This window comes from Pseudomonas sp. PS01300, from assembly GCF_029960155.1.
GTDB classification, from domain to species: Bacteria; Pseudomonadota; Gammaproteobacteria; order Pseudomonadales; family Pseudomonadaceae; genus Aquipseudomonas; species Aquipseudomonas palmensis.
Window position 1 is genome coordinate 1 of sequence record NZ_JASCPN010000064.1, and the last position, 12,873, is coordinate 12,873.

Sequence of the window (12,873 nt, forward strand, 5' to 3'; positions counted from 1 at the left end):
GGTCAAGCCCGCTCCCACAGGTACAGCACGGGTCTTGAGGAGAGTGCAGACCCTGTGGGAGCGGGCTTGACCCGCGATGAGGCCCGCCTGAACACCGCAACACCTGTGTGCCCTGAAAACTAAAACAACAACACCAAGAGAGCGCCCCAATGACCCCCGAAGACATCGACAGCATCTGCAAGCACCCCGACTTCAAGCAACTGGTACGGCGCAAGCAGCGCCTGAACTGGTCGCTGACCCTGGCCATGCTGGTCATCTACTACGGCTTCGTGCTGCTGGTGGCGTTCTCCCCCAGCACCCTGGGGCAATCGCTCAGCGGCGGCGTGACCACCGTCGGCATGCTGGTCGGCGTGCTGGTGGTGCTGGTGTCCTTCGGCCTCACCGGGATCTACGTGTACCGCGCCAACAACGTGCTCGACCCGCTCAACGACAAGGTCCGCCAGGAGTGCGCGAAATGAACTGGACAGCCATCAGCATGTTCCTGCTGTTCGTCGTGTTCACCCTGGGCATCACCCGCTGGGCCGCACAGCGCACCCGTTCGGCCAGTGACTTCTACACCGCAGGCGGCGGCCTCACCGGCTTTCAGAACGGCCTGGCCATCGCCGGCGACATGATCAGCGCCGCCTCGTTCCTGGGCATTTCCGCGATGATGTTCCTCAACGGCTACGACGGCCTGCTGTACGCCCTGGGCGTGCTGGCCGGCTGGCCGATCATCCTGTTCCTGATTGCCGAGCGCCTGCGCAACCTGGGCAAGTACACCTTCGCCGACGTGGTGTCGTACCGCCTGGACCAGACCCCGGTACGCCTGACCTCGGCCCTGGGCACCCTGACCGTGGCACTGATGTACCTGGTGGCGCAGATGGTCGGCGCCGGCAAGCTGATCGAGCTGCTGTTCGGCATCAGCTACCTGTATGCGGTGATGCTGGTGGGCGTGCTGATGGTGTTCTACGTGACCTTCGGCGGCATGCTCGCCACCACCTGGGTACAGATCATCAAGGCCGTGCTGCTGCTCTCGGGCACCAGCTTCATGGCGTTCATGGTGCTCAAGCACTTTGGTTTCAGCACCGAGGCGATGTTCAGCGCCGCCACCGAGGTGCACGCCAAGGGCACCGCGATCATGGCCCCGGGCGGGCTGCTGTCCAACCCCATCGACGCGATTTCCCTGGGCCTGGGCATGATGTTCGGCACCGCCGGGCTGCCGCATATCCTGATGCGCTTCTTCACCGTGAGTGATGCCAAGCAAGCGCGCAAGAGCGTGTTCTACGCCACCGGCTTCATCGGCTACTTCTACCTGCTGCTGATCATGGTGGGCTTCGGCGCCATCGTGATGGTCGGCACCGACGCAAGCTACCGCGACGTCAACGGCGCGATCATCGGCGGCGGCAACATGATCGCCGTGCACCTGGCCCAGGCCGTGGGCGGCAACCTGTTCCTGGGCTTCATCTCGGCCGTGGCCTTCGCCACCATCCTGGCGGTGGTGGCCGGGCTGGCGTTGTCCGGCGCCTCGGCGGTGTCCCACGACCTGTACGCCTGCGTGATCCGCAAGGGCCAGGCCACCGAGAAGCAAGAGATGCGCGTGTCGCGAATCGCCACCCTGGCCATCGGCGTGCTGGCGATCATCCTGGGCCTGATGTTCGAGTCGCAGAACATCGCGTTCCTGTCCGGGCTGGTGCTGGCGATTGCCGCCTCGGTGAATTTCCCGGTGCTGTTCCTCTCGATGTACTGGAAGGGCCTGACCACCCGTGGCGCGGTGATCGGCAGCATGAGCGGGCTGGTCTCGGCCATCGTGCTGCTGGTGCTCAGCCCGGCGGTGTGGGTCAACGTGCTGCACAACGAAACGGCGCTGTTCCCCTACAGCAACCCGGCGCTGTTCTCCATGAGCCTGGCGTTCCTGGGCGCCTGGGTGTTCTCGGTCACCGACACCTCGGAGCGGGCGGCGCAGGAACGCGGCCGCTACCTGGCGCAGTTCATCCGCTCGATGACCGGCATCGGTGCCGCAGGCGCAAGCAAACACTAATAAACCAAAACGATTGTCGGGTATAAAAATAATGAACCACATTCGCTTCATGCCGGCTTCGCTGCTGGCCGGCTTCGCCTTGCCCCTGGTCGCCGCGCCGGCCCTGGCCGACTTCATCGACGACAGCCATGCCAAGGTCGAGTTGCGCAACCACTACATCAACCGCGATTTTCGCCAGAGCAACGCGCCGCAATCCAAGGCCGAGGAGTGGGCCCAGGGTTTTACCGTGAAGTTCGAGTCCGGCTTCACCGATGGCCCGATCGGGGTAGGCGTCGACGCGATGGGGCAACTGGGCATCAAGCTCGACTCCAGCCGTGATCGGCGCGGCACCGGGCTGCTGCCGTTCGGGCCCGACAGCCTGGAGCCGGCCGACGACTACAGCGAGCTGGGCCTGACCGCCAAGCTGCGCGCCTCAAAGAGCGTGCTGCGCCTGGGTACCTTGCAGCCGATCCTGCCGGTGGTGGTGTACAACGACACCCGCCTGCTGGCCGCCAGCTTTCAGGGCGGCCTGCTGACCAGCCAGGAGATCGACGGCCTGACGTTCAACGCCGGGCGGCTGACCAAGGCCAACCTGCGCGATTCCTCCAGCCGCGACGACATCGGCTACGGCGCGGCCAGCAGCGACCGCTTCGATTTTGGTGGCGGCACCTATGCCTTCACCCCGCAACTGAACCTGACCTACTACTACGCCAAGCTCGACCAGATCTACCGTCAGCAGTTCGTCGGCCTGGTGCACACCCAACCGCTGGGCGAGGGCCTTAGCCTGCGCAGCGACCTGCGCTATTTCGACAGCCGTGGCGACGGCGCCGAGCGGGCAGGGCGCATCGACAACCGCAACTTCAACGGCATGTTCACCCTGGCCAGCGGCGCGCACAAGGTCAGTGCCACCTTCCAGCAGATGTCGGGCGACAGCGCCTTCCCGTTCCTCAACGGCGGCGATCCGTACACCGTCAACCTGGTGACCTACAACACCTACACCCGCGCCGGGCTCGACTCCTGGCAACTGCGCTACGACTACGACTTCGTCGCCCTGGGCATTCCGGGCCTGAGCTTCATGACCCGCTACACCGACGGGCGTCATGCCAGGACCGCGACCGTGGACAACGGCCGCGAGCGCGAACGCGACACCGACATCACCTACGTGGTGCAGAGCGGCCCGTTGAAAAACGTCAGCCTGCGCTGGCGCAACGTCACCTTCCGCTCAGGCAACGGCTTGACCAACAGCCTGGACGAGAACCGCCTGATCATCGGCTACACCCTGGCGCTGTGGTAAGCGCGCCCCTTAAAAGAACCGGAGGACACCTCATGTCTGTTGCCCCAACCTTGCAAAGCTTCATCGCCGGCCGCTGGCTCGGCCAGCATGGCGCGCAGCCGCTGCGCAGCGCCCTGGACGGGCACGTATTGGCGTACAGCCATGAAGAGCGGCCCGACTTTGCCGAAGCCATCGAGCATGCGCGCCGTGAGGGCCTGCGCAGCCTGATGGCGATGGACTTCCAGCAGCGTGCCGCGCGGCTCAAGGCCCTGGCGCTGTACCTGGCCGAGCGCAAGGAACAGCTCTACGCACTGTCCCACCACAGCGGTGCGACCCGCGCCGACAGCTGGATCGACATCGAGGGCGGCAACGCCACGCTGTTCGCCTATGCCGGCATCGGCAGCCGCGAACTGCCCTCGGGCAACCTGCTGCACGAAGGCCCGGCCATCCCGCTGGGCAAGCAGGGCACCTTCGCCGGCAGCCACATCCTGGTGCCGCGTGCGGGGCTTGCGGTGCACATCAACGCGTTCAACTTCCCGATCTGGGGCATGCTCGAAAAGTTCGCGCCGACCTTTCTGGCCGGCATGCCGTGCATCGTCAAGCCAGCCACCTCCACCAGCTACCTGACCGAGGCGGTGGTGCGCCTGATGGATGAGTCCGGCCTGCTGCCGGCCGGCAGCCTGCAACTGGTGGTGGGCAGCACCGGCGACCTGCTCGACCGCCTGCAAGGCCAGGACGTGGTGACCTTCACCGGTTCTGCCGATACCGCGGCCAAGTTGCGTGTGACCCCGAACCTGATCCGCCACTCGGTGCCGTTCACCGCCGAGGCCGACTCGCTCAACTGCGCGATCCTGGGCCCGGACGTGAAGCCGGACGATGCCGAGTTCGACCTGTACATCAAGGAAGTGGTGCGCGAGATGACCACCAAGGCGGGGCAGAAGTGCACCGCCATCCGCCGCGCCATCGTGCCGGCCAAGCACCTGGACGCCGTGGCCACGCGCCTGCGCGAGCGCCTGAGCAAGGTGGTGGTGGGCGACCCGTCGGTGGAGGGCGTGCGCATGGGCGCGCTGGCTTCCCATGACCAGCAGCGCGACGTGGGCGAGCGGGTGCGCAGCCTGCTGCAGAGCTGCGACCAGTTGTTCGGCGCCAGCGATGGTTTCGAGCCACGGGGCGAGGGCGTGAGCGAAGGGGCGTTCTTTGCGCCGACCCTGCTGCAGGCACGCGACCCGCACGCCGATGGCGGTGCCCATGACATCGAGGCCTTCGGCCCGGTGAGCACGCTGATGGCCTACCACGACCTGGACGAAGCGCTGGCACTGGCCGCGCGCGGCAAGGGCAGCCTGGTGGCCAGCCTGGTGACCGCCGACCGCGAGGTGGCAGCCAAGGCCATTCCGGTGGCTGCGGCCTGGCACGGTCGGTTGCTGATCCTCGACAGCGAGGCGGCGGCGGAGTCCACCGGGCACGGTTCGCCTTTGCCGCAGCTCAAGCACGGTGGCCCTGGGCGTGCCGGTGGCGGTGAAGAGCTGGGCGGGCTGCGGGCGGTCAAGCACTACCTGCAGCGTGCGGCAGTGCAGGGTTCGCCGAGCATGCTGATGGCGGTGACCGGCGAGTATGTGCGCGGTGCCCAGGTGTACGAGAGCGAGGTGCACCCGTTCCGTCGTCACTTCGAAGAGCTGCGCATCGGCGAGTCGCTGCTGACCCATCGGCGTACCGTGACCGAGGCGGACCTGGTGAACTTCGGCTGCCTGTCGGGGGATCATTTCTACATGCACTTCGACGACATTGCGGCCAGGCAGTCGCAGTTCGGCAAGCGCATTGCGCATGGCTACTTCGTGCTGTCGGCTGCGGCGGGGCTGTTCGTGTCGCCGGGCGAGGGGCCGGTGCTGGCCAACTATGGCCTGGACACCCTGCGTTTCATCAGCCCGGTGGGCATTGGCGACACCATCCAGGCGCGCCTGACCTGCAAGCGCAAGATCGACCAGGGCAAATCCAGCCCGCTGGGCCAGCCGCAAGGGGTGGTGGCGTGGGATGTGGAAGTGACCAACCAGCTGGGTGAGCTGGTGGCCAGCTACGACATCCTGACGCTGGTGCTCAAGCGCCCGGTGTAACGCCGAGCGCTGCGCGCTCGATCGCGGGTCAAGCCCGCTCCCACAAGGATTATCGCCATCCCTGTGGGAGCGGGCTTGACCCGCGATGGGCTACGCAGCAGCCTCCGCAATATGGCACGCACACAAAAATACCTGGCACACACGCAAGCGCTTTACCCCCTCCGACTTTGCTCTAATCCCGTCATGGCCTGCCACGCCACTCATTGATCCACCCAGAACGGGATAACAATAAAAAATGAAACGCTTGATGCCGCTTGCCGTGCTCTACGTGTCAACGCTCGCCCATGCCGGCACGCCCGGCAACATCGACGCCAACCGACTGCTCAACGCCAACCAGGACGCCGCCAACTGGCTCGCCCACGGGCGTACCTACGACGAACAACGCTTCAGCCCGCTGACCCGCATCAACGACCAGAACGTCGCCGGGCTTGGCCTGGCCTGGACGCAGAAGCTCGACATCGATCGCGGTACCGAAGCCACCCCCATCGTGGTCGACGGCGTGATGTACACCACCGGTGCCTTCAGCATCGTGTATGCCTTCGACGCCGCCAGCGGCAAGCCGCTGTGGAAGTACGACCCCAAGATCCCCATGGAAAAACTCAGCCAGGGCTGCTGCGACGTGGTCAACCGCGGTGTGGCCGTGTGGCAGGGCAAGGTCTACGTGGGCAGCTTCGATGGGCGCCTGATCGCCCTCGATGCGGCCACCGGCAAGGAGGTGTGGAGCGTCGACACCGTTCTGGACCCCAACAAGAGCTACACCATCACCGGCGCCCCGCGCATCGTCAAAGGCAAGGTGCTGATCGGCAACGGCGGCGCCGAGTTCGGCGTGCGCGGCTATATCACCGCCTACGATGCCGATACCGGCAAGCAGGCCTGGCGCTTCTTCACCGTGCCCGGCGACCCGGCGCTGCCACCGGAAAACGAGGCCATGGCCAAGGCCATGAAAACCTGGAAGGGCAATGGCTGGGTCAAGTGGGGCGGTGGCGGCACCGTTTGGGACTCGATGTCCTACGACCCCGAGCTGGACCTGCTGTACGTGGGCACCGGCAACGGCTCGCCGTGGAACTACCAGTTCCGCAGCCAGGGCGAGGGCGACAACCTGTACCTGTCGTCGATCGTCGCGCTGCGCCCGGAAACCGGCGAATACGTGTGGCACTTCCAGGTGACGCCCGGCGATCGCTGGGACTTCACCGCCACCCAGCAGATCGTGCTGGCCGACATCCAGATCGACGGCAAGACCCGCAAGGTGCTGATGCAGGCACCCAAGAACGGTTTCTTCTACGTGATCGACCGCACCAACGGCGAGTTCATCTCGGGCAACAACTTCGTGCAGGTGAACTGGGCCAGCGGCCTGGACCCCAAGACCGGGCGCCCCATCCTCACCGACCAGGCCGACTACGCCAAGGCGCCGAAGGTGATACAGCCAAGCTTCCTCGGCGGCCACAGCTGGCACCCGATGTCGTACAACCCCAACACCGGCTATGTGTACATTCCGGCCCAGGACACCGTGGCCGAACTCAAGGCCGCCGACAAGCCACTGTTCCTGCCGACCAAGTCGGTGGTGAACTTCGGCCTGGACGTGCCCGACCTGCCGGAAGACCCGAAAGTGTTCAACCAGATCCGCAGCGCCTGGCGCGGCCACCTGATTGCCTGGGACCCGGTCAAACAGCAGGCCGCCTGGACCCACGACTATGTCGAGTCCGGCAACGGCGGCACCCTCAGCACCGCCGGCAACCTGGTGTTCCAGGGCACCTCGGACGGCCGCGTCATGGCCTTCAGCGCCGACAAGGGCAAGCAGCTGTGGGAGCACCGCGCCAACTCCGGCGTGCTCGGCGGGCCGGTCACCTATGAGGTCAAGGGCGAGCAGTACGTGGCGTTCATGGCCGGCTGGGGCGGCATCATGCCGCTGATCGCAGGCGGCCTGACCGACAAGGGCAAGGTCCAGCCAGAGTCCCGCGTGCTGGTGTTCAAGCTCGGCGCCAAGGGCGAACTGCCGCCGCCGCGCAAGGCGCCGGTGCTGCCACCGCAAGTGCCCGCGCTGACCGCCTCGGCGGATGAAATCGCCCAGGGCCGCACCCTGTTCAACGGCATGTGCGGTGCCTGCCACGGCCTCAACGCCGCCAGCGGCGGGGTGATCCCCGACCTGCGCTACCTGAGCCCGGACAAGCACCAGGCCTTCGTCGGCATCGTCAGCGGTGCGTTCATGAGCAAGGGCATGCCGAGCTTTGCCGGGGTGCTGGACATGCCGCAGATGCAACTGATCCAGCAATACATCATCAAGCGCAGCCTTGACCTGCGCGCCGCCGCCGACGCCACTGCGGCGCAGTAAGCCACCCCTCGACCCCGCTCGCCAGGCGTGCGAGCGGGGCAGCCTCAACCCGTTCCAATAACAATTAACCGGTAGACAGGTGACCCCCATGAAAGCGCTTTTGCACAAAGGCGGCGCATTGCCGTGCTCGCTGTTCCTTGCCCTGTGCGCCAGCCCCGCGCTGGCCGATGTACGCCCCGACTCCGGCGACTATGCCGCGCTGCCACCGGGCACCGACCTGGCCTTGCTGTACCAGCAGAACCCGCGTATCGACCGCTCGTACATGGGCGGCAAGCGCGCCGCCGACAACCTCGACCTGGACCTGACCGTGGGCGTGCTGCGTCTGGTGCACTTCACCGAGTTCTTCAACACCGGCCTGATCTGGGACCCGCAGATCATCATCCCCTACGGCCATCAGGAAATCGGCGCCACCGGCCAGAAGAACAGCGGCCTGGGCGATATCACCTTCGGCGCCACGGTGTGGAGCCTGGCCGACATGGAGCGCAACCGCCACCTGGGCTGGTCGCTGTTCGTCACCGCGCCCACCGGCGCCGACAAGAACCAGGGCTTTGCCCTGAGCGGCAACCGCTGGGCGGCGGACTTCCAGGTGGGCTATGTGCACGGCTTCAACGAGCGCTGGACGTGGGACGTGATCGCCGAGACCGAGTTCTACCAGGAGCAGCGCGACACCGGTGCGCACCGTGACCCGCTGATCCAGTTGCACAACCACCTGCGCTACAACTTCACCCCGGCCACTTCGGTGGCGCTGTCGTACCGGCACAACTGGGGCTCGCGCGAGACGCTGGACGGGCAGACCCTGGAAACCAGCCACAACAACGGCACGGTCGGCCTGTCGGCGACCACCATGCTGGGCAAGCAGTGGCAGGTAATGGGGCAGTACTGGCGGGATGTGGACGTGCGCTCGGGGCCCATGACCGACCATTCGCTGCAGTTCAGGTTGGCGTATATCTACTGAGGCGAGCCTGACGCACACCGGGTGAGGGGCACCCGGTGTGGTCACACGCCATGGCCGGGCTTAGACTGCGTGGCTTGGGCCTGTCAGTCGCCACGCGCGGGGCCGGACACTTGAACTGTGACGTGAACATGAAGCTCAAACTGTGCCTGCTGCTGCTTGTCTGCCCACCGCTGTTGGCCCAGGAGTTCGCCTGCCAACTGGGTGGCAAGATCGTTCCCGTTGCCGAGTATCGGCAGCCGACCCCTGTCTTCACCCGGCTGAAAAATGACGGGCATCCGATGACGGCCTTCGGCTTTTCAATTGCGCACAGTCAGGTGCTGGGGGCCGACAAAGCCACGCGTGACTATTGCCAGTCGCTGATCGCAACAACGCGCACCGTGCTGTTGTCAGGTCAGTACCCGGCTGATCACTTTCACCCGGGCCAGACCCTGTCGCTCAAGCATGTGCATCGCGACCGCCATGTCTGGCCTTACTGGCCAGACTATTACTGGCTCGCAGATAGCCCCCAGGGCCGCTGACCGACTCTTCGCTGCCGTGTCGCCTGGCGTGTATCGACCAAGGGGAGGGCGGCGCGCAAGGCGCTATCGCGGATCGCGTCGCAGAGCTGAATCATCAGTGGCGCGCCGACCGGTTCAGCACAGCGGCCTCTACCGAAGGAACTCGCACCCGCAGTGCAATCAGCACCGCGGCCAGCAGCATCAGCACGGCCGCCGCCACGAATACGCCTGCGCTGCCACCGAGGCTGAACATTGCCCCACCCGCGGCTGCGCCTGTGGCGATGGCCGACTGTACCGACGCTACCACCATGCCCCCGGCGCTTTCCGCCTGGTCAGGGACCGCGTTGGCGACCCAGTTCGACCACGCCACCGGCACACCGCCAAAGGCCAGGCCCCACACCGCCAGCAGTACGGCCTGCCCTGGCACCGACGCCGGCAACAGGACCAGCGCCAGTGCCGCAACGCCCACCAGCGCCGGCATCGACACCAGGGTGGCCAACGGGTGGCGAGCAAGCATCCACCCGGCCACCAGGGTGCCGACAAAGTTCGCCACACCAAAACCCAGCAGCATCAGCGACAGCCCCTGCGGGCCAATGCCGGTCGTGCCTTCGAGAAATGGCCGAACATACGTGAACATCGCGAAGTGGCCGCTGTGCACCAGCACACAACCGAACATCCCCATGGCAATGCCTGGGCGCAGCAATACTTCAAGCACCGTGCGCAGGCGTGCCGGGCGGCGCGGCGCAAGGCTCGGCAGCGTGATTGACTGGAACGCCAGGGTCACCACCCCCACCGCCGCCGCTGCAAAGAACGCGCTGCGCCAGCCATATAGCCCGCCCAGATAACTACCCAGCGGAACCGCAACCACCGTCCCGACGGCGATGCCACTGAAAATGATCGAGAGCGCTCGCGGCAACAACGCCCCCGGCACCAGACGCATCGCCACCGCCGCCGCCATGCTCCAGAACCCGCCAAGCGCGATGCCCAGCAAGATACGCATCAGCAACAGCACCGCGAAACTGGAGGAAACGGCGACCAACAGATTGGACGCGATCATCAACGTGGAAAAACCCAGCAACACCCAGCGGCGATCGATGCTGCGAGTCAGGCCTGGCACCAACAGGCCGGCGAACAGCGCCACCACGGCTGTCACCGTTACCGCCTGGCCAGCCAGCGCTTCGGATACCCCCAGCTCGGTCGCCATTGGCGTCAACAGGCTGGCCGGAAGGTACTCCGCGGTCAGCAAGCCGAACACGCCCATGGCCAGCGAGAACACGGCCATCCACGCGGGGGTTGCAGGTTCTGCATCCGGCCCGGCGCCGGGACGGCTGTCGGGTACGGCATTGCAAACAAGGTCAGTCATTGCACGGATCTCCCAATCTTCAATTGCGACCCGCAGTCTAGGCGCGAGAATCCGGATGATCTATGATCGAAAAACTCGATTTTTTGACCAGAACACCTGAATCATGCCGACGGACCCCTCTGCCTTCTCTTCCGATCTCATCAACGAGCTGTTGCGCGGCATGCGCCTGCGCGGTGTCGACTACCGGCGTATCCAGGCGGGCCCGGCCTTCGGCTTGGGCTTCGCTGCCAAACCCGGGCATGCCTGGTTTCACTTCCTGGCGGTCGGCAACGCGGTGCTGCGCATGGAAGACGGCACAACCTATGCGCTGTGCGCCGGCAACGCCGTCTTCATCTCCCATGGCGCGGCCCATCAATTGCTCTCGGATACACACGTGCCCGTGCAGCAAATCGACCTTCTGGACGGCGAGCCGCTGGGCGACGCCGTCAGCGCGGTGGACACCGGAACCGATGTCGGTGCCATGCCGACCACGCTTTTGTTCAGTGGCTGCATGGAGTTCGAATTGGGCAGCCTGCATGGCCTTGGCAAGCTGATGCCGGGCCTGATGCTGATTGATGCCGGCGGCCAGCGTTACCCCGGGCTGGTGCCGATTCTCACCACCATGGAGCGCGAGGTCAGCGCCGCACGCATCGGCTTCGCCGGCATCCTCGCGCGGTTGGCCGACGTGGTCGCCGCCATGGTCGTTCGAGGTTGGGTCGAGTGCGCCTGCGGTAACGCCTCTGGCCTGGTTGCCGCCCTGCGCGATCCGCGCCTGGCTGGTGCACTGCTGGCGCTGCATCAACAGCCGGGCCGCGACTGGACCGTCGAGCAGTTGGCGGAGCAATGCAATACGTCCCGCTCGGTCTTTGCGGAGCGTTTTCAATTGACGATTGGCATGACCCCGCTGCGCTACGTCACCGAAGTGCGAATGCGGCTTGCCAGCCAGTGGCTGACGCTGGAAAGGTTGCCGATTGAAGAGGTCGCGCAGCGTTTGGGCTATACGTCTCAGGCGGCGTTCAGTCGGGCGTTCAAGCGTGTTACGGGTAAGACGCCTGGGTTGAGTCGCAGGTTAAGGCAGTCGGCTGCCGTCTGAAGCTGAGTGGGATGGGCGAGTGGGCCATCTTGGGCGGCCTTGGCACTATTTGAGACAAGGCCGAACGCGGTCGCTCGCACCTCTTTGCTTTCGATAGGCCGCGTGTGCGGCCCGTGTGTTGCGTCATCAACTACTGACCGCTTTCGCCTCCATGCCATCAAGCACCGACTCGATCAATGCGTTGCTCAATTCCAGCGAATGTTGCGAGGCCATCAGCAGGCTTTTGAACTGCTCATCGGCGCGTTCGCAGGCTTGTGCGGTGGTGTCCCTTGCACACTGGATCATGATCGACAGGTAGACCAGCGCATCTTCGAGCTTGATGTCTTCGCGCACGGAAAACAGGGGAGGGTGGTCGCCGTGGCAACAGCCGAAGGAGGTGTAGGCGGGTTTGCGCGGGGTGTTGGGGAGTGGGGGATTCGGGACGAACTTAGCCATGTGGTGCTCCTTGATTAGTGGAGCCGACCCTGATTCGGATTCGGCGCTTTTTGCGCCTTGATTTATTTCAGGTGACCAAACCTGGACGCTGGGTTTACAGCGACCGGGCAAGGTTAAAGGGGTTGAGGTGGGGATTCAAGTTTCTGGCAGAGGGAAGGAGGAGGCGTTACCGTCTGAGTGCTGATGCATTCATTTTGACGATCTGGCTTGCTTTTGAATTCAAAGGTTTGAGGCGCGCAGAGCGGCCTGCGCTTGAGGCTGACCAATACGTTGCAGTCTGTTGCGGCAGCTAGAGATTCTGGCCGTATGCGGTCTTGGGTGAAAGACCGCTTACGACCCAAAGCGGACGTAGTCAACCCTGATAATTTGCCGCTCGGCGAGCGACATCTTCACTTATGGAAGAGCAAGCTCTTACCCTAATGCGGCGGCAAATGCTTCTGGCGTGGGGCTCTCCTGCCATTGTGCGATTGCTCCCGGCAGCACCAGCCATGGCTGCTTGCGCCGAGTCCAGATATGCGCAACCGGCTCGAAGCGCTCAGCCCTTTCCAGGATGCCGGCCCGTACCACTCGCATGCCGGGTGCTGCCGTCGTCTCGTTGAACAGCCGGGTATGACATGTACCGCAGGCATGTTGGGTAGACGTTTGACCTTGGTGTTCATGCTCAAAGATCGCCGTTTCGCCAGACACCTGAACAGCCGAAGCCGCGCTCAGCATGTGCAGACCAAACGCACTGCCGCTCCAGCGCTGGCAGTTCAAACAGTGGCAGGCATACAGCGGCGGCAATTGCCGCGCCACGATCTCAAGGGTGACTTGCCCACATCGGCACTGACCGGTGATTCTCATGC

At 64.9% G+C, this 12,873-nt stretch carries 10 protein-coding genes and 1 pseudogene; 8 read left to right on the plus strand and 3 right to left on the minus strand.

Annotated elements, in window-relative coordinates; genetic code table 11:
* The first annotated feature begins 149 nt into the window (after positions 1-149).
* The 7 genes and pseudogenes from QMX96_RS22575 (at position 150) to QMX96_RS22605 (ending at position 9,179) form a co-directional block, all read left to right on the plus strand.
* Entirely contained in the window at positions 150-458 is a 309-nt protein-coding gene (locus QMX96_RS22575) for a DUF485 domain-containing protein (protein WP_043863000.1), read from the plus strand.
* Positions 455-2,017 (plus strand): annotated as a pseudogene (locus tag QMX96_RS22580) (cation acetate symporter); the annotation flags it as partial. The gene QMX96_RS22575 and the pseudogene QMX96_RS22580, both read left to right, overlap by 4 nt.
* A 31-nt stretch (positions 2,018-2,048) precedes the next feature.
* A complete protein-coding gene (locus QMX96_RS22585; RefSeq protein ID WP_043862998.1) occupies positions 2,049-3,290 on the plus strand; it encodes an OprD family porin in 1,242 nt (413 codons plus the stop codon).
* A 32-nt stretch (positions 3,291-3,322) separates the two neighbouring features.
* Complete coding sequence (gene paaZ, locus QMX96_RS22590) at positions 3,323-5,377, plus strand: phenylacetic acid degradation bifunctional protein PaaZ (RefSeq protein ID WP_104573053.1); 2,055 nt, start codon at positions 3,323-3,325, stop codon at positions 5,375-5,377.
* Positions 5,378-5,612: 235 nt separating this feature from the next.
* A complete protein-coding gene (locus tag QMX96_RS22595) occupies positions 5,613-7,706 on the plus strand; it encodes a PQQ-dependent dehydrogenase, methanol/ethanol family (protein WP_054915430.1) in 2,094 nt (697 codons plus the stop codon).
* A gap of 88 nt (positions 7,707-7,794) precedes the next feature.
* Positions 7,795-8,661, plus strand: a complete 867-nt coding sequence (locus QMX96_RS22600) for a transporter (protein WP_043862995.1) — start codon at positions 7,795-7,797, stop codon at positions 8,659-8,661.
* A 128-nt stretch (positions 8,662-8,789) separates the two neighbouring features.
* Positions 8,790-9,179 (plus strand): hypothetical protein, encoded by a 390-nt coding sequence (locus tag QMX96_RS22605; RefSeq protein WP_282362478.1) that lies wholly within the window; start codon positions 8,790-8,792, stop codon positions 9,177-9,179.
* A 94-nt stretch (positions 9,180-9,273) separates the two neighbouring features.
* Here the strand turns inward: QMX96_RS22605 and QMX96_RS22610 are convergent, their stop codons facing one another.
* On the minus strand, positions 9,274-10,521 hold the full coding sequence (locus QMX96_RS22610) for an MFS transporter (protein ID WP_282362479.1): 1,248 nt from the start codon (positions 10,519-10,521) through the stop codon (positions 9,274-9,276).
* A 103-nt stretch (positions 10,522-10,624) separates the two neighbouring features.
* Here QMX96_RS22610 and QMX96_RS22615 point away from each other — a divergent pair, with 103 nt between their 5' ends.
* Positions 10,625-11,593, plus strand: coding sequence for an AraC family transcriptional regulator (locus tag QMX96_RS22615; RefSeq protein ID WP_043862992.1), 969 nt, complete (start codon positions 10,625-10,627; stop codon positions 11,591-11,593).
* 126 nt (positions 11,594-11,719) lie between these two features.
* Here the strand turns inward: QMX96_RS22615 and QMX96_RS22620 are convergent, their stop codons facing one another.
* Both QMX96_RS22620 and QMX96_RS22625 read right to left on the minus strand, forming a co-directional pair.
* Complete coding sequence (locus QMX96_RS22620; protein ID WP_229589279.1) at positions 11,720-12,028, minus strand: DUF3077 domain-containing protein; 309 nt, start codon at positions 12,026-12,028, stop codon at positions 11,720-11,722.
* 411 nt (positions 12,029-12,439) lie between these two features.
* Positions 12,440-12,871, minus strand: coding sequence for a GFA family protein (locus QMX96_RS22625; protein WP_282362480.1), 432 nt, complete (start codon positions 12,869-12,871; stop codon positions 12,440-12,442).
* Positions 12,872-12,873 lie beyond the last annotated feature (2 nt).